The sequence below is a fragment of the Phreatobacter sp. AB_2022a genome (assembly GCF_026847585.1).
GTDB lineage: Bacteria > Pseudomonadota > Alphaproteobacteria > Rhizobiales > Phreatobacteraceae > Phreatobacter.
This window is the reverse complement of record NZ_JAPSET010000001.1, coordinates 138,950-161,104: the sequence shown is the minus strand read 5'-3', so window position 1 is coordinate 161,104 and position 22,155 is coordinate 138,950. Positions and strand designations below refer to the sequence as shown.

Genomic DNA, 22,155 nt, shown 5'->3' with positions numbered 1-22,155 from the left:
ATTTTCGCGCCCGTCATCAACAACCAAGGATAGGTCCGGTCGCCGTTCGCGAACGGGTCCTCTGGATCAGTGATCGAACTTCTCGTTGCGATTGGCCTTATCGCACTCAACGGCGTGTTCTCCCTTTCGGAGCTCGCCATCGTCTCGGCGCGCAAGGCCCGGCTGAAGACCATGGCCGATGCCGGCCGGCGCGGCGCCGCCGCGGCGCTGGCCCTGGCGGAGGACCCAGGGCGGTTCCTCTCCACCGTCCAGATCGGCATCACCCTGATCGGCATTCTGGCCGGCGCCTTCTCGGGCGCCGCGCTCGGCGAACGGATGGCGACCAGCCTTGCCGGCTCGGGCATCCCGCAGCGGATCGCCGAGCCGCTCGGCTATGGCCTGGTCATCGCCGTCATTACCTACCTTTCGGTTGTCATCGGCGAGCTCGTTCCAAAAAATCTCGCGCTGCGCCATGCCGAATCGCTCGCCTGCACCGTCGCGCCGCTGATGGTGTGGGTCTCGCGGATCGGCGGACCGGTGGTGTGGCTGCTCGATGCCTCGACCAAGTTCATCTTCCGCGTCTTCGGCGGCTCCGCCGAAGCCACGCAGGCGGTGACCCAGGAGGAGATCCGCACCATCGTCGCCGAAGCGGAAACGGCCGGCGTGATCGAAACCGACGAGCGCGCGATGATCTCCGGCGTGCTCCGGCTCGGCGACCGGGCCGTGCGGGCCGTCATGACCCCACGCACCGATGTCGAGCGGATCAATCTCGCCGATCCGGAGGAAGTGGTGCGCAAGGCGCTGATCGAGACCCGGCGCGCGCGCCTGCCGGTCGCCGACGGCGATCCGGACAACATGATCGGCGTCATCCAGACCCGCGACCTGCTGCGTTCCGCCATGGCCGGCCAGCCGCTCGACCTGCGGGCCCATATCCAGCCCGCGCCGGTCATTCCCGACACGATCGACGCGCTGGACGTGCTGGCGGTCCTGCGCAATTCGCCCGTGCCGATGGCCCTCGTGCATGACGAATACGGCCATTTCGAAGGCGTCGTGGCGCCGGCCGACATTCTCGATGCCATTGCCGGCGCCTTCCAGTCCGACCCGCACGCCCAGGAGCCGGAAGCGGTCGAGCGCGCCGACGGCTCCTGGCTCATTGCCGGCTCCATGCCGGCCGACGAAATGGCCGACTGCCTCGGTATCGTCCTGCCGCGCAAGCGCAGCTACGAAACCGCGGCTGGCCTCGTCATCGCCGAAATGCATCATCTGCCCGAGACCGGCGAGGTGGTGGAGACGCTCGGCTTCCGTTTCGAGGTGATCGATCTTGACGGACGGCGCATCGACAAGATCCTGGCGACCAGGCTGCCGAACGAAGGCTTTTCGTCCTAGCCGGAGGTCGGCGGATGCCGCGGCACCGCATGCCGGACATGCGGGTCCATGGCGCGGGGCTTGCCGGTCGGCCGGCGAGAGCCTAACGTTTCCGGCGATGGCACAGTGGCGGATCATCGCGGCAGCCGGAGTTCTCGTCTGGTCCATGGGGCCGGGCATGGCGCAGGACGATCTGCGCGCCGGACTCGGGCGGTGCGCGGCGATCACCGCGGATGCCGACCGGCTCAAATGTTTCGATCAGATCGCCCGCCCGGCCGGTCCGGCGACTGCCGCCGTCCCCGTCTGGGAGGTCCAGACCGAGATCTCGCCGGTGGACGACAGCCGCGTCGTGCGTGTCGTGCAGAAGCCTCTCGGCCCCTGGACCGATCTCAGCATCGCGCTGCATCTGCGCTGCGTCGAGGGCCGCACCATCGTGCAGGTCGCCCGCGATTCACTGCTCGCCGTCGGCCGGACCGTGAAGGTGATCACACGCATCGGCACCCAGCCGGCAACCGAAAGCCAATGGACGGTGGGCAATACGTCGCAGGAAGCCGTCCTGACCGACAATCCGATCGGTTTCCTCAGGTCCCTGCCGACCAGCGGGCGCCTGTTCATCCGCGTCGAAGGCGTGCGCGACCAGCGCTTCGACGGCCTGTTCCGCCTTGACGGCTTCGCCGAGATCCGGCGCAATCTCGGCGAGGCCTGTCACTGGCCGGCCCCGCCGCGCTGACCGCCCGGCCTTCGCCGGGCGCTACCAGTTGAACCTCAGGCCGAGCCGGCCGCGCACCGCATGGCGTCCCGCGCCGAGGCCGGTCGTGTAGTCGGCCGCGGCGTAGAGGCTGGCCGCGGCAGTGATCCGGGCGACGACGCCGCCGCCCACTTCGAGCGCCGCGCCGCCGAAGGTGGTGGCGATCGGATCGCCGTCGAAGCGAACGGTCTCCGTCCGGTTGAAATCGTGCCAGACATTGATCTTCAGATAGGGCTGCCAGCGGATGCCGCCGGCGTCCAGCTGGCCGGCGAGCCTTGCGCCGATGCGGCCGGTGAACGACGAGCCCGTGGCGAAACTGATCGTCGAGAAGGCATCGTGGGTGCGATCGAGCGCCAGGTGTTGCCAGATGATTTGCGCCTGGGGCTCCAGCGTCAGGCCGGCGCCGAGTGCGATCGGATAGCCGGCTTCGAGCGAGGCGGTGAACAGGCGCCCGGAAATGTCGGCGCCGATGCCCCGGTCCGATACCGGCCTGCCGTCGAGCCAGGTCATCATCACCACGCTGTCGACATACCAGTTGGTCGGCCCGAGATGGGTCCAGTAGGCGCCGAGGCTGTAGCCATCCAGGCCGAGCCTGCCGGTCGTGGCATTCTGAAAGCCGAGCGCATAGCCGCGCACCCGGCCGTCGGACCGGGTATAGCCGGCGAACAGGCCGAACCGGTCGCGATGGCCGTTGTCGTGCTCGATGCCGTAGAGGTCGAAACCCGTCTGCAAGCCGGCGATGGTGCCAGTGAAGGACGGCGAGACCGCCCCCTGCCAGGTCTGGCCCAGTTGCTGGCCATAGACGCGGCCCCACATGCCTGGTGTCAGGCCGCGGCCGGTCAGGATCGCCTGATCGCCCTGGCGCTCATGGAAAGTGCCGAGCGCGGCGAGGCCCATCTGCAGGGCGAGGGGCGGTACGGCTGACTGCAGCGGAACTTCGGGCCGGTAGAGCAGGATCGGCTCGCTCCCGGGCGGCGGAGGCGGCGGCAATGGCGGCGTGCCGGGTGCAGGTTCCGGCGCCGGCGGCTCTGGCTCGCCGGGCGGGACCATCGGCCGCGGCGCGATGGATGAGCGAAGATACCAGTTCTGCGTGGTGCCGGCCCCGACGCCGCCGTGGAACAGGAAATATTCATAGGCACCCGCCGCGACCGGTCCGGACAGGGTGAACGCCCCGGAAGCGGTGCTGGCGCCGTTGACGGCCTGAACGACCATGATGCCATCGGCGGTGGTCAGCGCGCCGGCGCCGCCCAGATTGGTGATGCCGATGGTCGTATGACCGCTCGCCATGCCACCCGAAATCACCAGCTTGTCGGATGCCGAGCCATCGCCGCCGAGCACGGTGCGCAGATTGAGCCGCCCGTCATTGCCGGCATAGTTGCCGACGATGGTCAGGCTGTTGGCGGCCCCTGCCCCGCCATTGGTCAGGTCGATCGTGCCGGCATTGGTCACCGTCACGGCCGGGCCGCCGGCATAGGGGGTGATCGACGGATTGGCGCCGTTCCCCGCCATCAAGGTGGTGCCGGCGGCGATCGAGACATTGCCGGTCAGGTCGCGCTTCAGGCGCAGCGTGCCGCTGGTGATGAACGTGTCGGCGAAATCGCCGGTGCCGGCCCAGGTCCAGTCGGTGCCTGCCATGGTCAGCGTCTGGAAGCGGGTGAAGGCGTTGTCGACGAGGCCCGAACCTTCGAGCCGCACCTGGTTGCGCCCGAAGCCGCCATTCATCGCGCCGATGACCTGGGAGCCGGTCTGCAGGATGACGTTGATCGTGCTCGTCGCGCTGGTGCCGCCATTCAGGGCGACGCCGGCATCGCTGCGGATCAGCCCGGCATTGACGATGGTCGTGATGCCGTTGAGCGTGCGCAGCGCGTCGCTCTGCAGGCTGACGATCCGGCCGCCGGCGAGGTTTTCGATCCGCGCCGTGAAGCTCGGGCTCAGCGTGTTGGAGAAGACCGCCTCGGTGTTGAGGCCATTGGCCTGGATCAGGCCGCTATTGGTCAGCTGGGCATTGTTGCCCTGCATGTAGACGACGGAGCCGCTCGTGCCGGTGCCCGTCAGCGAGCCGGTATTGATGACTGTCCCGTTCGAACCGAGGATGGAGATCGCCCGGGCATTGCTGCCGTTGACGGTGACCGCGCCGTTGTTGATCAGGGTATTGCCGGTCTGGCCGACATTGGTCTGGCCCCAGGCCGCGCTCATGCCATAGGCGTTGGGGCTGTTCGTCGTGATCGTGCCGTCATTGATCAGCGTGTTGTTGCTGCCATTGGCGGCCATGCCGTCGTTGTAGGCGCCCGTCGTCGTGATGGTGCCGACATTGGTCAGCGTATTGCCGTTGCCAAGGCCGAGCAGGCCGGCGCCGCGATTGCCGCCGGAGCCGCCGCCGCCTGTGAGCGAAACGGCTCCCTGGTTGACGATGCGGCTGTCGTCGCCGACGCCGAGCGCGATCGGCGAGGTCGCACGCGTCACCGTTACCTCGCCGCCGGGGCCGACATTGATGCTGACCGCCGAACTGCCGGCCGCCGCGCGCACGCCGGTCGTATCCGCCCCAGGTGCCGTGCAGTTGACGACCGTGCCGCTTGCCGGCGCGGCGTCCGTGCAGGCCGCATGCGCGGTGCCGACGAAGGATGGCAAGCGAAGATCCGGCGGGAACAGGGCCGCTCCCGACAGGAGCGAGACGGCCAGCGATGCTTTTGCCTGCAACCGGATCATGCACTTGCCCCTCATGTATCATTCGCTTTCGCGGTCGAGACACGGACATCGATTACGTTACGTAATCAAAAATGACCAACCACAACCTTTTCCGATCAGAGAGATCATAAGAATTGCTACACAATTTGTGTACGTCAACTCTCTCAGAGATTGAAAATTCGGAAGGACATTCAGGACTATGCATGACTTCAGTACGGTACTATTGAACCGCGCCCGCTCGTGCGCATCACTGTATTGACGACGGGCGGCAAAACTGCCCCAACCCGAGCGCGGATCGCCTGCCGGACTGGCGCTCAGCCGATCGGCCCCTTGAAAATGAAGAAGGCCCCGGCGCAGATCAGCGCAAAACCGACCAGATGGTTCAGGGTGATGCTTTCACCGAGATAGAAGACCGAAAAGACCGAGAAGACCAGGAGCGTGATCACCTCCTGCATGGTCTTCAGCTCTGCCGCGCTGTAGACGCTGTGACCGAAACGATTGGCCGGCACCGCGAAGCAATATTCGACGAAGGCGATCGCCCAGCTCGCCACGATGACCACAAAGAGCGGCTGGTTCTGGAACTTCAGATGACCGTACCAGGCGAAGGTCATGAACACGTTGGAAATGACCAGGAGGCCGATGGGCATGAGCTCGCGGACGGACATGGGGTTCTCGCAGTATCTGGTGGCCGCGACCGATAGCGATCGCACCGCCTCGACAATGTGACGCTCGTCCGATTCGATGCGAGCCTTTCCGTGCTGCCGCCGGCCGGCCGTCAGGCGGGCGTTTCCACCGGCCTGCGGGGCACGACCAGTTTCATCGTGATGACCTGGACCGCCTCTCCGCGCTGGTTGAGGGTGCGGCTGCGCAGGACGACCATGCCGCGGTCAGGGCGCGACTTCGACGGCGTCACCTCCAGCACCTCGCTGACGACGGTCAGGACATCGCCCGGACGGGTCGGCTGCGGCCAGGCGATCTCGCCGCCGCCGCCGATAATGCCGCCGGCGATCGGAGCGCTCGGCACCAGCAGGCTCATGGTCATGGCGGCGGTGTGCCAGCCGCTGGCGGCGAGCCCGCCGAACAGCGTGCCGCGGGCCGCTGCGTCGTCGAGGTGGAACGGCTGCGGATCGTACTGGCCGGCGAAGGCCTTGATCGCCGCCTCGTCGACCGTCAGCGAGGTGCTGGTGAAGGTCTGGCCGATGGCGAGATCGTCGAGATAGAGGGCGCCCATGGAAAGCCTCGGTTCGGATGTGCTTCAGTAACTTGCATGATGATAGTTACCTGACTACGATCGGCCCATGCAACGCAAGTCCTACGAAGGGTCGATGTGCCCCATCGCGCGCAGCCTGGAGCGGGTGGGCGAATGGTGGAGCATGATGATCCTGCGCGACGCCTTTCACGGGCTGACGCGCTTCGACCAGTTCCAGCGAAGCCTTGGCATCGCGCCCAACATGCTGACCCGGCGCCTGAATGCGCTGGTCGAGGCCGGGCTTCTCGCGCGTCGGCGCTACAGCACGCGGCCGCCGCGCGACGACTATGTGCTGACCGACCGGGGCCGCGACTTCCGCCCCGTCCTGATCGCCCTCACCGCCTGGGGCAACCGGCATTTCGCCGAGGAAGGCATTGCCAGCCAGGTCGTGGACGCGGCGACCGGTCTGCCCGCCGATCCGGTGATGGTCGATGCCCGCACCGGCCGCCGGCTCGACGAACCCGACTTCATCTTCGACGAAGGCCCGGCCGCCGATGCGCTCGTGCGCCGGCGCTATGCCTTCGCCCGTCGACGCCGCGCCGACGAAAGGGATCCCGGCGGCAGCGGGCGGGACCTGTAACGAAGGACGCGGTCGCGACGAATACCTCCCAGCATGGCCTGCAGAGGGCCTGCGATTTCAAGGAGGACGTCCATGCTTCATCGCCGAACCTTCCTGACCACCATCCTGTTCGGTTCCGCCGCGAGCCTTGCGGCCACCGCCGATGCCGTGCAGGCGCTGCCTCGCGAAATGCAGGCCGGCTCCATGGGCTCAGGATCCGGCTCCATGGGTTCGGGCTCCGGTTCCATGGGTTCGGGCTCCGGTTCCATGGGAGCCGGGTCGGGATCGATGGGCTCCGGGGCAGGCGCCATGAACCAGCCGGGCACGCCGAGCCGAGCGCATCGCCGGCGCCGCCGCCGTCGTCAACGCCGCGCCATGTGAGCGCGGCATCGGCCAAACGGACTCGCGCCGTTCGCTCGGCGCGGGCGGGGCGACGGCGCGCGCTGGCCGCGGATCAGGCCGGCTCGACCTCGATCGTGACATGCGAAAGCGCGGCGAGATGGGCAAGCCGCGCCCGGTACGCCGAGGGCGGCTGAGGCGCTTGTGCGACCAGCGCGATGGTCGCGGCGTGATGGCCCGGCCCGACCTGCCAGACATGCAGATCACTGATCTGTTCGCCGTCACGCACGATCGCCCTGCGAATCTCGCCGGGCAGGTCGTCATGATCGGGAACCGCGTCGACCAGCACGCCCCCTGCCGCGCGCATCAGCCCATATGACCAGTGGGCGATGACGAGGGCGCCGACAAGCCCGCTCAGCGGGTCGAGCCAAAGCCAGCCGTACAATGCGCCGGCGAGCAGCGCCGCGATCGCCAGAACCGAGGTCAGCGCGTCCGCAAGGACGTGCAGATAGGCTGCACGGAGATTGTTGTCCGCATGACCATGGCCGTGATCGTCGTGATCATGGCCATGGTCATGATCGTGGTGATGCCTGTGGCCGCCGAGCAGCCAGGCGCTGGCCAGATCGACGGCGAGGCCGATGACCGCAACGGCGAGCGCCTGGACGAAGCCGATCGGCACCGGATTGGCGAGCCGCACGAGGCTTTCCCAGGCAATCAGCAGGGCGACCAGCGCGAGCACGATGGCGCTGGCGAAGGCGCCGAGATCGCCCAGCTTGCCGGTGCCGAACGTGAAGCGCGGATCGTGGGCATGACGGCGCGCATAGGCGTAGGCCGCGGCGCTGATCAGCAGGGCGGCGGCATGGGTCGACATGTGCCATCCATCCGCAACGAGCGCCATGGAGCCATAGATCGTGCCGGCGACGATCTCCACCATCATCGTCGTCGCCGTCAGCACGATGACCGCCCAGGTGCGCCGCTCGTTGAGCGCGTGGTCTCGCCCCAGGAAAACGTGGTGATGGGCCGCCGGCGGAACAGGCTCGTCGCTCATGACGCAGGACTCCGGCACAAGAAAGCGGCGCGCATGTCAGCGCAGATAGGTTCTCACCACGTCGATCAGCTCGTCGGCGGCGCGAGCCTTGGCGGCATCCGGCTCGCGCGCGGGATCGACGACGTGGAAGCGGATGTGATCCTCGATGAGTTCGGCTGTGAGGCCGCTCACGGCGCCTCTGATGGAGGCGACGAGCTGGAGGATGTCGGCGCAATCGGCTTCCGCCTCGAGCGCCCGCTCGACAGCTTCGACCTGACCACGAATGCGCCTGACGCGACCGAGCAGCCGGGCCTTGTCCTTGCTGGTATGGCTCACCGGATCTCTCATATAATATAGGGGGGTATCCTATATCTCACGGAGACCGTCCAGTCCACCGGTCAGTACTGGGCTCATTGCCCAACAGGTCGAACGCCGCAACCACCATGAACGGCGTGCCCTGCCCGGCCGCCGGATGCGGCCCAACGCAGGTGCGGCCTCCGGTGCCGCACGAACAGCTTACTGCAGATGCCGCCGGCGGTGGCGCCACTGGTCTGTACCGGGGAGACTGCCCGACGGCTGCCGACGGCCGCCTTGCCGCCGCAGGATCGCCAGCTCCTCGATCAGGGCTCGCAGGGCCGCCTTCGCATCGCCTCCGAAAGCGTCGATGATGGCGGTGACCTCAGCGTCAGCTGCCGCCTCGCCATCAGCCGAAGCGCCTTGCCCAAACAGTTTCGCCATGGCCTTCTCGCGCGCCGGCCTCGATGTTCTCTTTATGTTCGATCGCGCAATGCTCCGCAAGCGCCGGCTATCGAGCGATCCGCGACGGAGTGGCGCCATCCGCCGGGCCGTCTGCGTGCCGAGCGGGGCAGGCATTCGCCCGGGCGGCTGGCTCAAGCTTCGATTCAGATTCCTCCGACTGCGTGAAGCAGCGCTGTTTCAATCGGTTATGCCGATCTATTCAGGCCGAGCCCGGAACATGGCAAGCTCGCATCCCGGCCCATCGCGGCGGTTTCGGCCCGCCGATGCCTGCCGAACGGGCTCGCCTTGGCTGGCCAAAAGCGGCAAGGTTCGGCGGCCGACCGGCGCCGTGCCGGCCGGCGCGCAATCGCTCCCGAACATGGGCTTTGCCCGGCGGTGGCGGCGGCGCCCCGCCCCGATCCCGCCCAGCCCGGATACCCTGATGTCCAACGCTCCGACCGCCCTCTCCGCCCGTGCCATGCTCGATCGGCTGGTCGGCTTTCCCACAGTGTCGAGCGTTTCCAATCTCGACTGCATCGCCTTCATCAAGGACTATCTGGCGAGCCATGGCGTCGAGAGCCGGCTGGTGCCGAATGCCGACGGAACCAAGGCCAATCTCTACGCGACGATCGGACCGAACGTTCCCGGCGGCGTCGTCCTGTCCGGCCATACCGACGTCGTCCCGGTGGAAAGCCAGGCCTGGACCAGCGACCCATGGACGGTGGCCGAGCGCGGCGGCCGGCTCTACGGACGCGGCACCTGCGACATGAAGGGCTTCGATGCCCTGGTGCTGGCCGCGGTGCCCGCCATGACGCGCGCCAGGCTGGCAAGGCCGATCCACATCGCCATGTCCTATGACGAGGAGGTCGGCTGCCTCGGCGCGCCCGACATGGTCGAGGCGATGATCGCGACCGTGCCGACCCCATCGGCCGTCATCGTCGGCGAGCCGACACGCATGCAGGTGGTGACCGGCCACAAGGGCTCGCTGTCGTTCCACACGGAAGTGACCGGCCACACGGTCCATTCGAGCCGCATCGACCAGGGCGTCAGCGCCGTCATGGTCGCCGCCCGGCTGGTCACCTGGCTCGCCGACGCCATGGCCGAGAACGCCCGCCGCGCCGATCCCGCCAACCCCTTCGCCCCGCCCTATACGACGCTCCATTGCGGCGTGATCCACGGCGGCACGGCCGCCAATGTGGTGGCCGCGAACTGTTCGTTCGTCACCGATATCCGCGCCATTCCGACCGAGGATCCCGCCGCCTATCGCGACCGCTATCTGCGCTACATCCGCGAGGAGATCGAACCCGGCATGAAACGCATCGCTCCGGATTCCGGCGTGAAGGTGCTGCCGCGCTCGATCGTGCTGGGGCTGAAGCCGGAAACCGACGGTGCCGCCGAACGGCTGGTCCGCCGGCTGACCGGCGACAATGGCAGCCACGTCGTGTCCTACGGGACGGAAGCGGGACTGTTCCAGCGGCCGGGCTGGTCGACGGTGGTCTGCGGCCCGGGCGATATCGCTCAGGCGCATCAGGCCGACGAATATATCGAGGTGTCGGAATTCGAGGCCGGCGAGCGCTTCCTCGGCCGACTGATCGCCGATTGCTGCGCCTGACGGGCTTGACGCCGTCCGCGTCACGGCTGTCGATAGGACATCGCCGGTCGCAGGGGACAGCGTGATGAACGATGCGGCTTCCGAACCTTCGCCCGCCGCGCGGCCGGCGCGCGCGCGCGCCGATCGCTTCGGCCGGTTCCGCCGCGACGTCCTGGCCGGCCTGACGCTCGCGGCCATCACCATCCCCGAACAGATGGCGACGGCGAGACTGGGCGGCTTCGAGCCACAGGTCGGCTTCTACGCCTTCATCGCCGCCACCATCGGCTTCGCGCTTTTCGGCGCCAGCCGGATCATGACGGTCGGGGTCGATTCAACGATCACCCCGATCTTCGCCGGCGCTCTCGCCGCCATCGCCGTTTCGGGCTCCGCCAGCCTCGCATCGGCGGCTGTCACCCTGGCGCTCGCGGTCGGCGTGCTGCTCGCCATCGGCGGCACGCTGCGGCTCGGCTGGATCGCGGATCTTCTGTCCGAGCCCGTGTTGACCGGCTTTCTCGCGGGCATCGCGATCCACATTGTCGCCTCCCAGTTGCCGGCGCTGCTCGGCGTGCCGAGCGCACCGGGCAACATGTTCGACAAACTCGCCGCCGTCTGGGCGGCGCGCCACGCGATCAACCCGATGACGCTCGCCATCGGCGGCAGCGTGCTCGCACTGATGGTCGCCAGCGAGCGGATCAGCAGCCAGATCCCCGGCGCGCTCATTGCGGTGGCGCTCGCGACCTTGTGCGTCGTGGCCTTCGGGCTGGAGCGGCGGGGCGTCGCGGTGCTCGGCGCCCTGCCCGGCGGCCTGCCGGTTCCGGTCATGCCATCGGCTGGCTTCGAGGAACTGCGCGAGGTCCTGCCGCTGGCACTCACCGTCGCGCTGGTGGTCATGATGCAGACGGCGACAGTAAGCCATTCGTTCCCCGACCCGGACGGACGGGCCGGCAATGTCGACCGCGACTTCATCGGGCTGGGGGCGGCGAACCTTGCCGCCGGCGCGCTCGGCACCATGCCGGTCAATGCCAGCCCGCCGCGCACCGCCATCGTCGCCGAAACCGGTGGCGCCACACAGGCCGCTCCGCTGGTCGCCGCGGCCATCGTGCTGGCCCTCGCCCTGTTCGGCGGCAGCCTGCTCGCCAGCGTGCCGGAGGCCGCGCTCGCCGGCGTGCTGCTGTTCGTCGCCCAGCGGATCTTCCGTGCCGGCACCATGGTGACGGTCGCCCGCGAGGCTCCGGCCGAGTTCGCGCTGATCGCCCTCACCGCCGCCGCCATCGTCATGCTGCCGATCCAGACCGGCGTCGCCATCGGCATCGGACTGTCGCTGCTGCACGGCGTCTGGATGACCACCGAGACGCGGCCGGTCGAATTCCATCGCATCGGCGGCACCACGGTCTGGTGGCCGCCGGATCGCCAGCAGACGGGTGAGCGGCAGCCCGGCGTGCTGGTCGCAGGCTTCTCGGCACCGCTCCTGTTCGCCAACGCGCGCACCTTTTCGCAGGGCGTCGAGCGCCTGATCGCGGGAGCCGGGCGGCCGGTGGCGCTGGTGGTGCTCGAGGCCGGCGGCATCGCCAATATCGACTTCACCGCCGCCAACGCGCTGAAGGCGACCATTGCCGCCTGCCGCGCCGCCGGCATGGACTTTGCCGTGGCCCGGCTGCAGTCGGTGCGCGCCGAGCGGGCGCTGGAACGGTTCGGGGTTCTCGCCGCGCTCGGGCCGGGCCGGCTGTTCCACAGCGTCGAGGAAGCGGTGATCGCGCTCGGCCACGGCGCAACGCAGCCCGGGTGACGGGGATGACGGCGATCACGATCTGGGGGCGGCGCAGCTCGTTCAATGTGCAGAAGGTGATGTGGCTCGTCGGGGAGCTCGCCCTCGCGCATCGCCATGTCGATGCCGGCGGCCGTTTCGGCGGCCTTGACGATGCGGCCTTCCTCGCCATGAACCCGCACTGCCGCGTGCCGGTGCTGCGCGACGGCACAACGGTCGTCTGGGAATCCCACGCGATCCTGCGCTATCTCGCCGCGCAACACGGCGGCGAGCGGCTCTGGCCGGACGATGCCGCGCAGCGCGCTCGCGCCGACCAATGGATGGACTGGTCGCAGACCGCGCTCCAGCCGGCCTTCCTCGGCGGTGTCTTCTGGGGCTACTACCGAACGCCCGCCGCGGAGCGGAACTGGGGCGCGATCCATGCCAGCCTCGAACGCTGCTCCGGCTATTTCCGCCTGCTCGATCGCATGCTCGCGGAGCGCGCCTTTCTGGCGGGCGACGATTTCGGCCTGGCGGACATTCCCGCGGGCACGACGCTCTACCGCTATTTCGAACTCGACATCGAGCGGCCGTCCGTGCCGCACGTGGAAGCCTGGTACGAGCGGCTCAAGGCGCGTCCCGCCTACCGCCGGCACGTCATGATCCCCTTCGGCGACCTCCATGGACGCCTCGACGACTGAAGCCGGCAAGGGCGGCGGACCGGCCGTCGCGCGCCGTCGCCCTTCCGGCGCCCAGACTCAGGCGAGCTGGAAGGCGGCCGCGGCCTGTTCGCGGGCGATCAGCTGACGCTTGCGGCGAAAGCCCCAGCGATAGCCCGAGAGGGAACCGTCCTTCTTCACCACCCGATGGCAGGGAATGAGGATGGCGATCGTGTTGGCCGCGCAGGCTTCGCCCACCTCACGGGCCTCGCGCGGCGTGCCGAGCCGCGCGGCAATCTCGCCATAGCTCGTCGTCCGCCCGGCCGGTACCGACCGCAGCGCCTCCCAGACCCGGATCTGATAGTCGGTGCCGCGCGGATCGAGCGGCAGGCCAGGATCGGTGGCCGGGTTGTCGATCACCGCTGCGAGCGCGTCCAGCACGGGCCGGAGCCCGGCCGCGTCCTCGACCAGCGCGGCCCCGGCAAACCGGGCCCCGAGCGCGAGCGCCGCCGCCGGCCCCGTATCGACGAATTCGAAGGCGACGAGGCCGCGCGCGGAGGTCGCGGCGACGAAGGTGCCGAGCGAGCTCTCGCCCAGCGCGTAACGGATGATCTCGGTCATGGTCCTGTCCTTTCGGCCATCGCATCGTGATGGTGCGAAAGGATAGGTTCGGCCGGCTCCGGAGGCGCTCCCATCCTTGCGGTCAAATTCACTTTTCCGGTCAGAGCGCCTTGCGGAAGGTGAGGTTGAACCTGACGCGACCGACAGCCGGATGCTCGCCGTCCTTGAGCACGGGAATGCCGTGATAGAAGAGGCGTGACGGTCCGCCCCAGACCACCACGTCGCCGTGGCGGAGCGGCACCTTGCGGACGGGATCGCTGCGCTCGAGGCCACCGAACTGGAACATGGCGGGCAGGCCGAGCGAGACCGAGACGATCGGCTGATCGTAGTCGCGCTCGTTGCGGTCCTGGTGGAGCGACAGCCGCGCACCGGGCTGATAGCGGTTGATCAGGCAGGCATCCGGCACGAAGTCCGGATAGCCGGCCTCGGCCGCGGCGGCACAGGCAAGTTCCAGGAAGGGCTTGGGCATATCGGGCCAGGGCCGGCCGCTTTCCGGATCGACGGCATCGTAGCGGTAGCCGCGCCGGTCGGTGACCCAGCCAGCGGCGCCGCAATTGGTCATGGCGACCGACATGGTGAAGCCGCCCGGCGTCACCATGTTGCGGAACGGCGCGGCAGCGACGACGGCGTCGAGCGCCGACAGGAGCGCATCGGCCGGCAGCGCCCGCCCGCGCAGGACGACTGCGCCAGCCGCCAGTTCCTCGCGCCGCCCGGTGTCACCAGGCTGATCCCCGAACAGATCGTCCATCATGGTCCTGCCTCGCATGTCCAGCGTCGCGCTTAAGCGATCGGCTCCGGGCCGCACTCCGTCTCTTGCCGCCAAATTCGCGGCAGCCCTGCCCTGCATCACGATTGGCCCAAGGAGATTCCACGAATCCGTCCGAATCCGGGGCTAGCCCGCCCAGCATAATGGATCGACAGGGCAGCAGGGGCCATGCGCGAAGGCATGTACGGCATCGATTTCACGACCGGCGGCGATGCCGGCATGGGCATGTTCGTGTTCGAGGGCGGCCGTGTCTACGGCGCCGATCGCGGCACGGCCCGCTATGACGGCAGCTATGAGATCGATGCGGTGACCAAGCAGGTGCGCCTGCGCCTGAAGGTGACGTTCCCGCCGCATGTGATGACGGTCTTTGGCCTCGAATATCCGTTCGAATGGTCGGTCGACTGCGAGGCGGCGCTCGATCCACTCAAGGACGAGGGCCAGGTCCTCGTCGACAATTCCATCGGCCAGCGCCTGATCGCGCATTACCTGTTCCTGCGCCCGCTGCCCGGCGCGCCGGCGCTGATGCAGTAGCGGCAGCGCGCCGGGGCCGGCTGGCGAGCATTCAGCGCATCAGCCCGGCAGCCCTGAGCGCACGGACAATCGTCGTTCCGATCTCTTCGGCCGGTGCCGCGGCGGGCTCGCCGCGCGCGGGCCTCGACTGCCGCGGCATGGTGCGCCAGTCCTTGCGCAGCGCGCGCTTCGGCCGCGCCGCCGCTTTCGGGGAAATGAGCCCCCAGAAGGCGGCGATGCGGCGCGTCGAGGCCAGGCCGGTTTCGAGGAAATAAGGGCCGGCCGCGCCGCCGCCTTCTTCCGCGCCGGCGATGGGAACGCCGTGCCCCATGCCGGCAATGGTGACGAGCTCGACCGCCGGTCCGCGCCGGTCGGACCAGGTCAGCCGCTCATGGGCCTCGCCCAGCTCGCGTACCGGCTCCGCCGCGCCGAGGCCGTGCACATCGGTCCACTGCTTCACCAGCTCATGGGCGTTGGCGAGGCGGACCGTCGCGTCCTCGGTGCCGTGCCAGATCGACACCCGCGGCCAGCGCCCCTTGTGCGGGGAGGCCGAGCGCACGAGATCGCCCCATGCGGCCGCCTCGTGGCTGACGCCGCCGGCCATGCTGGTGAAGGCTTCCTGGACGTTGCGGGCCGCGCCGTGCGGCAGGCCGCCAATGATGGCGCCCCCGGCAAACAGGTCGGGATAGGTGGCGAGCATGACGGCCGTCATCGCGCCGCCGGCCGACAGGCCGGTGACGAACACCCGGTCCGCATCCAGCTTGTGGTTGCGCAGCATGCAGCGGACCATCTGGCGGATCGACAGCGGCTCGCCCCGGCCGCGCTCAGTGTCGCCGCGCCGGAACCAGTTGAAGCAGAGATTGGGATTGTTGACGCGCTGCTGCTCGGCATAGAGCACGGCAAATCCATGCCGCTCGGCGAGTTCCGACCAGCCCGAACCGCGGTCGTAACCGGCCGCATCCTGGGTGCAACCGTGCAGCACCACGACGAGTGGCGCGCCCGCGTGCAGCGCCGGCGGGACATAAGCGAACATGCGCAGGCGGCCCGGATTGGTGCCGAATCCAGCCACCTCGGTCAGCCGCCCCGTGACGGCGTCGGGCGTCACGTGCGCATCGCCCGCGGGCAGCGAGGCGTACCAGTCGCGGCGCTGGCGCATGAGCTTGGCAAGGGAGGCGGAAAGTCCGGTCATGTCGGCACCCTGTGGTCCAGTGCGCCCAAGGACGCTGCAAGTTTTACGCTGCGTCGCAGCAAAATTCGCAGCTATTGCTGCATCGCACAATATTGGGCCGGCGAGCCGCATTGGCAAGCCGAGATGGTGCCGTCACGGCCTTGTGACACCGCGTGATCGACCAAAGGAGAACGCCATCCCTTTGATCCTCAACGATTTTTCCTCTTGTCCTGTTCCTGGGACACTTCACCCCGCATGGCCCCGTCGGCCGGTAGGACCAGAACCACGCTGCTCGGCCGCTCCAGCAACACGATCGGGTCGCCGCGCGGCCCCTCGTGGCGGACGTTGGCCTCCGGCGCGGTCCCGGCGTTGCGAAACCCGCCGCTGCTCTGCTCGCGCGCTGCGGTCCATAGAGTTGTATTATCGCTTTCTTCACCGCCTGGTTGCTTAACTGTCATGCGTGACCGCCGTCCGTGCTGACGGGCCACGGTCGCGGTCGGCCGGGGGCAGGCATGGCAGGCTTCTTTCAATTCGGCGGCCGTATCGGGCGCCTCGCCTATTTCGGGCGGATCATGGCGCTGACATTGGTCGTCGTGCTGGCCATCGGTGTCGCGTTCTATGTCGCGCTCGCCACCGGACGCGGCACGACCTTCGATGTGCGCGGCCTGCCGCCGGTCGTCCCGGTTCTCGTCACCGCGATCATGATCCCCGCCGCCTGGGCCAGTCTTGCCCTGATGGTCAGGCGGCTGCGCGATATCGGCCTGCCGCCTCTGCCGGTCATCGGCCTCTTCGCCGCCTTCGTCTTTTTCGACCACGTCGCCCTGGCCAATCTGTTCCGCACCATGGGCTGGCCGACGGTCGGCGGCGGCTCGCTGCTCGGCCTCGCGATCCAGACCGCCGCCGGCCTGGCGCTGCTGCTCGTTCCAGGCGACGCGTTGAGCGATCCCCAGGACGCCGGCACGACAGGTTTCGACGGGCCTGCGGCCCCGGCGCCGGGGCCGCGTCTCGACCGCCGGCATCCCCGCCGCGAGTTCGGCCTGCGCGGCCGTTGACCATCAGCGCCCGGCAAAACCACCGGGCCGGCCGCCATCGAATGTCGATCGCGATTTTGAAATTCATATTGTAATTCAAATACATATCTAAAAATTGCATGCAACATGCAAAAATTCGTTGCCAAAAGCCTGGGCCGGCTCGCATAAATTGTCCGGAGCATGCGCGGCGTGGACCCGGCACAAAGTCGGGCCGCTCGATCGAACCGCCAGGGCTCACGGGGAATGGAACCAGCCCAGAGGAGGCACATGTGAGCGTTCAAGGCGCCGCCGCAGCCACATCAGCATCGCTGAAACGAACGAGTGTCCGCTGGAAGATCTTCCTGCTGATGCTGTTCCTGATCACCATCAACTATATCGACCGGGCTTCGCTCTCGGTCGCCATGCCGCTGATCGCCAGGGAGTTCAATCTCGACCCGGCGACACAGGGCCTGATCCTGTCGTCGTTCTTCTGGACCTATGCGCTGATGCAGGTGCCGGGCGGCCTGCTCGCCGACCGCTACAAGCCGCGCATCGTCATTGCCGCGGCGACGATCGGCTGGGGCTTCTTCCAGGCGATCGCGGCGGTCGCGTCCAGCTGGGTCATGCTGCTGCTGACCCGCCTCGGCCTCGGTGCCACGGAGGCGCCGATCTATCCGGCCGGCGGCAAGCTCAACGCCATGTGGATGACGCAGAACGAGCGCGGCCGCGGCGCCACCCTGCTCGACGGCGGCGCACCGCTCGGCGCGGCCTTCGGCGCCATCGTGATCGCCGGGCTGATCGCCATGTTCGATTCCTGGCGCCTCGCCTTCATCGTCGCCGGCGTCGGCACCATGGCCTGCGGCCTGCTGGCCTGGTGGTACATCCGCAACGCGCCGGAGGAGCATCCCGCCGTCAACGAGGCCGAGGCGCGCTACATCGCCGAGGCGCATGCCCGCGAGGACGCCGAGGCGCCGAAGAGCCAGGGCGGCAGCGCCGCGGCCTATTTCCGCTACCGCTCGACCTGGCTGATGTGTGCCGGCTGGATGTTCTTCAACACGGTGTTCTACGGGCTGCTGACCTGGCTGCCGAACTATCTGTTCAAGGTCCACGGCTTCGACATCAAGACGCTGGGCGGCGCCTCCTTCGTGATCTTCTTCGCCGGCTTCGTCGGCGAGCTGATCGGCGGCTGGATCGCCGACGCCTGGCGCGAGCGCGGCGGCCAGCCCAATGTGGTGTTCCGCACGCTGTTCGGCATTGCCGCAGTGTTCGCGACCGTGTCGATCTTCTCGGTCGCCTATGTCAGCGATCCCGTCGTGGTGGTGGCGCTGCTCTCCACCACCCTGTTCTTCCTGCGCTGGTGCGGCATGTACTGGGCGATCCCCTCGATCCTCGCCACCCGCGACCGCGCCGGCCTGCTCGGCGGCTGCATGAATCTCGGCGGCAACATTGCCGGCATCTGCGTGCCGATCGTGGTTGGCCTCATCGTGCAGTTCACCGGCTCCTACTTCCTGGCGCTGATGTTCTTCGCCGGCGCGGGCGTCGCCCTGTTCGTCTGCTCGACCCTGATCGACTACAGCCGGAAACTGCCGGTCTGACAGGACGGGCCGCCCCGGCACCGGGGCGGCCCCTCACCCTTCGCTCCAACGCATCGATATCGGAGATTTCCATGAGCGCCCCCGTCCGGCTCGGCATGCTGACGCCGTCGTCCAATACGGTGCTCGAGCCGATGACCACGGCCATGCTTGCGGGCCTGCCGGAGGTGACCGCCCATTTCTCGCGCTTCAAGGTGACCGAGATCGCGCTGACCGACGCGGCGCTCGGCCAGTTCGACGACAGCGAGATCCTGCGCGCCGCCGAACTGCTGGCCCATGCCAAGGTCGACGTCATCGCCTGGAACGGCACCTCGGCGAGTTGGCTCGGCTTCGACCGCGACGAGCGGCTGTGCGAACGCATCCGGGCGGCGACCGGCATCGCCGCCTGTACCTCGGTGCTGGCCTTCCGCGACATTTTCGAGCTGACCGGCCGGCCGCGCATCGGCCTCGTGACACCCTACATCGACGACGTGCAGAACCGGATCCGTGCCAACTGGGCCGCCTCCGGTTATGCCTGCCCGGCCGAGCGACATATCGGGCTTCAGGACAATTTCTCCTTCGCGACCGTCGGCGAGGACGAGATCGCCGCGCTGGTGCGCGCCGTCGCCCGGGACGGGGTCGAGGCGGCCGCCATCGTCTGCACCAATATGCGCGGCGCGCCGCGTGTTGCCGCGCTGGAGCGGGAAACCGGTATTCCCGTCTACGATTCGATCGCCACCACCTTGTGGAAATGCCTTGCCCTGACCGGGGTCGACACCGCGCGGCTGAAGGACTGGGGCAGCCTCTTCGCCCTCAAGGCGGGCTGAGCCATGCGGCCGGCGCAGTGCAATGCTTGCGCTCCGGCGCGCGCCGTGAAAACCGTGATGACGGGCGCAGATGGCGCCCGCATGGGGAGATCGACGATGGATGCCGCCCGCAAGGGACCGAGCAAGATCCGCAGGACCAGCAAGGCGCTCGGCGACGGCCGCATCCGCCTGAGCCGGGCCGGCCTGCACGAGCAGGCGGCGAGCCGGCTGAGGACGCTGATCATCCGCGGCAGCCTCGGGCCCGGCGAACCGCTGAACGAGGCCGATCTGTCCGATGCGCTCGGCGTGTCGCGCACGCCGCTGCGCGAGGCGCTGAAGCTGCTCGCCGCCGAGGGCCTGGTCGAGCTGAGGCTCAACCGCAGCGCGGTGGTCGCCGCGCTGCGCCCGGACGAGATCGCCGACCTGTTCGAGGCGGTCAGCGGCATCGAGCGCGCGGCGGCGGAGCTTGCCGCCGTCAGGATGACACCGCGCGACCACCAGAAGCTGCGCGGCCTGCAGGAGCGCATGGAGCGCCACCACGAGGCCGGCGAGCTGCGCGACTATTTCGAGATCAACCAGCAGATCCACGGCTTCATCGTCGCCTGCGCCCGCAACGCCACGCTGAAGGCCACCCATGACTGGCTGCTGGCACGCGTCGAGCGCGCCCGCCTCCTCGCCCTCTCGGCCCAGGGGCGCTGGCAGGAATCGGTGGCGGAGCACCGGCTGATCCTCGAGGCGCTCGAAGCGCGCGATGCCGAGGCGGCCGGCAAGCTGCTCTCCCACCACGTCCGGCGCACCGGCACGGTCGCCAGCGACCTCGCCGCCGGGCCGGCCCCGGCCGGGGCGCCCGCCGCCCTTGAGACCAACGCACCCGACCGCGCGAGGAGCGACCCGTGAAGATCCTGCTGCTCAATCCCAACACCTCGACCGCGGTGACCGACCTGTTGTTCGCCGCCGGCGCCGCCGCGGCGGCGGCCGGCACCACGCTGATCCCGGTGACCGCCACCACGGGCGTGCCCTATATTGCAAGCCGCGCCGAGGCGCAGATCGGCGGCGCCATCGCGCTCGACATGATCGCCGCCCGCCACCATGAGGTCGACGCGGTGATCATCGCAGCCTTCGGCGACCCCGGCCTGCTCGGTGCCCGCGAGCTGTTCGACATTCCGATCGTCGGCATGGCGGAAGCGGCCATGCTGACCGCCTGCATGCTCGGCCGCAGCTTCTCGATCGTCACCTTCGCCAACGCCCTCGTGCCCTGGTATCGCGAATGCGTCGACATGCACGGCCTTGCCGGCCGCTGCGCCAGCATCCGCATGCTCGACGGCGGCTTCCGTTCGATCTCGGACGTGCAGGAGGAAAAGGAGGAGCTCTTGGTCGCGCTCGCCAACCGGGCGGTCAGCGAGGACGATGCCGACGTGGTGATCCTCGCCGGCGCGCCACTGGCCGGCCTGGCCGCCAAGGTGAAGGACCGCATTCCGGTGCCGGTGGTCGACCAGATTGCCGCCGCGGTGAAACAGGCCGAGGCGCTGGCCACCCTCGCCCCGCGCAAGGCCGAGGCAGGCACCTTCCGCCGGCCTCCGGCCAAACCGACGCTCGGCCTGCCCGAGGCCCTCGCCCGCCGCATCGAGCACGCCGACGCAGCCGGGGCTCGCTAGGCGGGCGCCGCCTCGGTCAGCCCCGGGCGGCCGCCTCCAGCGCGGCGATGTCCACCTTGACCATCTTCAGGGCCGCCTCGCAGACGCGTTTTGCCTTGGCCCGGTCGGGATCGGCCATGAGCGCGCTGAGGCCCTTCGCCGAGATCTGCCAGCTGAGGCCCCAGCGGTCCCTGAGCCAGCCGCAGGCTTCCGTCGTGCCACCGTCGCCGAGGGCCGCCCAGAGCCGATCGATCTCGGCCTGCGTCTCGCATTGGACGATGATCGAAAAACTGTGGTTGAAGCGGTCGAGCGGGCCGGCCTCGATCGCCACATAGTCCTGGTCGCCGAGCGAAAAGGAGGCGAGCCTGACGCTTCCCGCCGGGCCGCTCGGCGTATCCGCCGGCAGGGCCGAGACCCAATGGATGGCGGAACCGGGAATGAGCGAGGTGTAGAGGCCGATTGCCGCCTCCATGTCCTTCTCGAACCAGAGATGCTGGGTCACTTTCATCGTCGCACCTTGCCTTTCGATGGACTCTCGGGACGAGAAGCGGCTCACCCGCAGCGCATGCAGATGCCCGCCCTCGATCCAAGGACGAATGCGGCGACGCGTTCCAGACACGGCATGCTCTTTTTTTGGCCGTGCCGCCCAGAACCGGGACAGGCCGGCTCCGCCGGACGGAGCGGCTCCGCCTCAGCCGACCCGCATGGAGAGCTCGACATCGCCGCCGAACGGCGTCGACAGGTAGCCGCCGGCCGGATCGCGCACCCGGGCGAGATAGTCCGGGCTGAAATCGGCATTGTCGGCGATGACGAAGGTGCCCGGCCTGAGCCGGCTTTCCACGAGATCGAGGATGTCGCCGTAGAGCGCCTTGTGGCCGTCGAGCAGGACGAGGTCGATCGCCTCGGGCAGGTCCGCGCTCAGCGTCTTCAACGCGTCGCCCTGCCTGAACTCGACGAGATCGATCAGGCCGCCGGCGGTGAGGTTGGCGCGCGCCCGCGCCACCTTCGACGGCTCGAATTCGGTGGTGATCAGCCGGCCGCCGCCATTGTCCCTGAGGGCCGCGGCCAGATGCAGGGTCGAAATGCCGAAGGACGTGCCGAACTCGACGATCGTCCGTGCCCGCGCGCCGCGGGCCAGCATGTAGAGAAGCCGCCCCGTCTCGCGCGAGACCGGCAGCGGCTGGTCCTTCAGATAGCCGTAGAAATCGAGATAGCCGGCCTTGCTGCGCATCAGCTCCGAGCGCTCCTCGGCGGAGAGACGGGCGAGGGCCGGATGGGTGGCGGGCGCCGCCGCGTCCGCTTCGTCGAACAGCCGGTCGAGCAGCGGACGCAGCGGCGGGGTGTTGAGCGTGGTCATCGACGTCTCCGGTCGTGAAATGGCATGGC

At 68.6% G+C, this 22,155-nt stretch carries 24 protein-coding genes; 13 read left to right on the top strand and 11 right to left on the bottom strand.

The window, feature by feature from the left end; translation table 11 throughout:
- Nucleotides 1-69 precede the first annotated feature (69 nt).
- Both OZ671_RS00765 and OZ671_RS00760 read left to right on the top strand, forming a co-directional pair.
- Nucleotides 70-1,365, top strand: coding sequence for a hemolysin family protein (locus tag OZ671_RS00765; RefSeq protein WP_268858924.1), 1,296 nt, complete (start codon nucleotides 70-72; stop codon nucleotides 1,363-1,365).
- Between the two features lie 157 nt (nucleotides 1,366-1,522).
- Nucleotides 1,523-2,074: a type VI secretion system-associated protein TagO gene (locus OZ671_RS00760; protein WP_268858923.1), complete on the top strand. Its 552-nt coding sequence runs from the start codon at nucleotides 1,523-1,525 to the stop codon at nucleotides 2,072-2,074.
- Between the two features lie 21 nt (nucleotides 2,075-2,095).
- Here the strand turns inward: OZ671_RS00760 and OZ671_RS00755 are convergent, their stop codons facing one another.
- The 3 genes from OZ671_RS00755 to OZ671_RS00745 all read right to left on the bottom strand — a co-directional run bounded on the left by OZ671_RS00755 (nucleotide 2,096) and on the right by OZ671_RS00745 (nucleotide 6,008).
- Nucleotides 2,096-4,798 carry an autotransporter family protein gene (locus OZ671_RS00755; protein ID WP_268858922.1) on the bottom strand — a complete coding sequence of 901 codons (2,703 nt, stop codon included), beginning with the start codon at nucleotides 4,796-4,798 and terminating at the stop codon, nucleotides 2,096-2,098.
- Between the two features lie 293 nt (nucleotides 4,799-5,091).
- Nucleotides 5,092-5,442 (bottom strand): DMT family protein, encoded by a 351-nt coding sequence (locus OZ671_RS00750; RefSeq protein WP_038310530.1) that lies wholly within the window; start codon nucleotides 5,440-5,442, stop codon nucleotides 5,092-5,094.
- 110 nt (nucleotides 5,443-5,552) lie between these two features.
- The gene (locus OZ671_RS00745) at nucleotides 5,553-6,008 is read right to left on the bottom strand and encodes a MaoC family dehydratase (protein WP_268858921.1); all 456 of its coding nucleotides are present in this window, start codon (nucleotides 6,006-6,008) and stop codon (nucleotides 5,553-5,555) included.
- Between the two features lie 67 nt (nucleotides 6,009-6,075).
- Between OZ671_RS00745 and OZ671_RS00740 the strand changes: the two genes are divergently transcribed.
- Both OZ671_RS00740 and OZ671_RS00735 read left to right on the top strand, forming a co-directional pair.
- Nucleotides 6,076-6,606, top strand: a complete 531-nt coding sequence (locus OZ671_RS00740) for a winged helix-turn-helix transcriptional regulator (protein ID WP_268858920.1) — start codon at nucleotides 6,076-6,078, stop codon at nucleotides 6,604-6,606.
- A gap of 72 nt (nucleotides 6,607-6,678) precedes the next feature.
- Complete coding sequence (locus OZ671_RS00735; RefSeq protein WP_268858919.1) at nucleotides 6,679-6,966, top strand: hypothetical protein; 288 nt, start codon at nucleotides 6,679-6,681, stop codon at nucleotides 6,964-6,966.
- Between the two features lie 73 nt (nucleotides 6,967-7,039).
- Here OZ671_RS00735 and dmeF read toward each other — a convergent pair whose 3' ends face one another.
- From dmeF to OZ671_RS00720, 3 genes are all read right to left on the bottom strand, one after another.
- A complete protein-coding gene (gene dmeF, locus OZ671_RS00730; protein WP_268858918.1) occupies nucleotides 7,040-7,972 on the bottom strand; it encodes a CDF family Co(II)/Ni(II) efflux transporter DmeF in 933 nt (310 codons plus the stop codon).
- 36 nt (nucleotides 7,973-8,008) lie between these two features.
- Nucleotides 8,009-8,287 carry a metal/formaldehyde-sensitive transcriptional repressor gene (locus OZ671_RS00725; protein WP_268858917.1) on the bottom strand — a complete coding sequence of 93 codons (279 nt, stop codon included), beginning with the start codon at nucleotides 8,285-8,287 and terminating at the stop codon, nucleotides 8,009-8,011.
- A 180-nt stretch (nucleotides 8,288-8,467) separates the two neighbouring features.
- Nucleotides 8,468-8,689, bottom strand: a complete 222-nt coding sequence (locus OZ671_RS00720) for a hypothetical protein (RefSeq protein WP_268858916.1) — start codon at nucleotides 8,687-8,689, stop codon at nucleotides 8,468-8,470.
- Nucleotides 8,690-9,131: 442 nt separating this feature from the next.
- Between OZ671_RS00720 and argE the strand changes: the two genes are divergently transcribed.
- The 3 genes from argE (at nucleotide 9,132) to OZ671_RS00705 (ending at nucleotide 12,725) form a co-directional block, all read left to right on the top strand.
- Nucleotides 9,132-10,301: an acetylornithine deacetylase gene (argE, locus tag OZ671_RS00715; protein ID WP_268858915.1), complete on the top strand. Its 1,170-nt coding sequence runs from the start codon at nucleotides 9,132-9,134 to the stop codon at nucleotides 10,299-10,301.
- Nucleotides 10,302-10,365: 64 nt separating this feature from the next.
- Entirely contained in the window at nucleotides 10,366-12,066 is a 1,701-nt protein-coding gene (locus OZ671_RS00710; protein ID WP_268858914.1) for a SulP family inorganic anion transporter, read from the top strand.
- Between the two features lie 5 nt (nucleotides 12,067-12,071).
- Complete coding sequence (locus OZ671_RS00705; RefSeq protein WP_268858913.1) at nucleotides 12,072-12,725, top strand: glutathione S-transferase family protein; 654 nt, start codon at nucleotides 12,072-12,074, stop codon at nucleotides 12,723-12,725.
- Between the two features lie 57 nt (nucleotides 12,726-12,782).
- Here OZ671_RS00705 and OZ671_RS00700 read toward each other — a convergent pair whose 3' ends face one another.
- Nucleotides 12,783-13,304: a methylated-DNA--[protein]-cysteine S-methyltransferase gene (locus OZ671_RS00700; protein ID WP_268858912.1), complete on the bottom strand. Its 522-nt coding sequence runs from the start codon at nucleotides 13,302-13,304 to the stop codon at nucleotides 12,783-12,785.
- Between the two features lie 100 nt (nucleotides 13,305-13,404).
- Nucleotides 13,405-14,052, bottom strand: coding sequence for a DNA oxidative demethylase AlkB (alkB, locus tag OZ671_RS00695; protein ID WP_268859061.1), 648 nt, complete (start codon nucleotides 14,050-14,052; stop codon nucleotides 13,405-13,407).
- A gap of 186 nt (nucleotides 14,053-14,238) precedes the next feature.
- Here alkB and OZ671_RS00690 point away from each other — a divergent pair, with 186 nt between their 5' ends.
- Nucleotides 14,239-14,601: a hypothetical protein gene (locus OZ671_RS00690; protein WP_038310515.1), complete on the top strand. Its 363-nt coding sequence runs from the start codon at nucleotides 14,239-14,241 to the stop codon at nucleotides 14,599-14,601.
- A 31-nt stretch (nucleotides 14,602-14,632) separates the two neighbouring features.
- Here OZ671_RS00690 and OZ671_RS00685 read toward each other — a convergent pair whose 3' ends face one another.
- On the bottom strand, nucleotides 14,633-15,769 hold the full coding sequence (locus OZ671_RS00685) for an extracellular catalytic domain type 1 short-chain-length polyhydroxyalkanoate depolymerase (protein ID WP_268858911.1): 1,137 nt from the start codon (nucleotides 15,767-15,769) through the stop codon (nucleotides 14,633-14,635).
- Between the two features lie 491 nt (nucleotides 15,770-16,260).
- On the opposite strand from OZ671_RS00685, the gene OZ671_RS00680 reads away from it, so the two are divergent.
- From OZ671_RS00680 to OZ671_RS00660, 5 genes are all read left to right on the top strand, one after another.
- The gene (locus tag OZ671_RS00680) at nucleotides 16,261-16,800 is read left to right on the top strand and encodes a DUF805 domain-containing protein (RefSeq protein ID WP_268858910.1); all 540 of its coding nucleotides are present in this window, start codon (nucleotides 16,261-16,263) and stop codon (nucleotides 16,798-16,800) included.
- Between the two features lie 248 nt (nucleotides 16,801-17,048).
- Nucleotides 17,049-18,353, top strand: a complete 1,305-nt coding sequence (locus OZ671_RS00675; RefSeq protein WP_268858909.1) for an MFS transporter — start codon at nucleotides 17,049-17,051, stop codon at nucleotides 18,351-18,353.
- Between the two features lie 71 nt (nucleotides 18,354-18,424).
- Nucleotides 18,425-19,156, top strand: a complete 732-nt coding sequence (locus OZ671_RS00670; RefSeq protein ID WP_268858908.1) for a maleate cis-trans isomerase family protein — start codon at nucleotides 18,425-18,427, stop codon at nucleotides 19,154-19,156.
- A gap of 96 nt (nucleotides 19,157-19,252) precedes the next feature.
- Nucleotides 19,253-20,032 (top strand): GntR family transcriptional regulator, encoded by a 780-nt coding sequence (locus tag OZ671_RS00665; RefSeq protein ID WP_268858907.1) that lies wholly within the window; start codon nucleotides 19,253-19,255, stop codon nucleotides 20,030-20,032.
- Nucleotides 20,029-20,790, top strand: coding sequence for an aspartate/glutamate racemase family protein (locus tag OZ671_RS00660; protein ID WP_268858906.1), 762 nt, complete (start codon nucleotides 20,029-20,031; stop codon nucleotides 20,788-20,790). Before OZ671_RS00665 ends, OZ671_RS00660 begins: the two co-directional genes overlap by 4 nt.
- Before the next feature lie 16 nt (nucleotides 20,791-20,806).
- On the opposite strand, the gene OZ671_RS00655 is transcribed toward OZ671_RS00660, so the two are convergent.
- Nucleotides 20,807-21,277: a VOC family protein gene (locus tag OZ671_RS00655; protein ID WP_268858905.1), complete on the bottom strand. Its 471-nt coding sequence runs from the start codon at nucleotides 21,275-21,277 to the stop codon at nucleotides 20,807-20,809.
- 183 nt (nucleotides 21,278-21,460) lie between these two features.
- The gene (locus OZ671_RS00650) at nucleotides 21,461-22,126 is read right to left on the bottom strand and encodes an O-methyltransferase (protein WP_268858904.1); all 666 of its coding nucleotides are present in this window, start codon (nucleotides 22,124-22,126) and stop codon (nucleotides 21,461-21,463) included.
- Nucleotides 22,127-22,155: the final 29 nt, after the last annotated feature.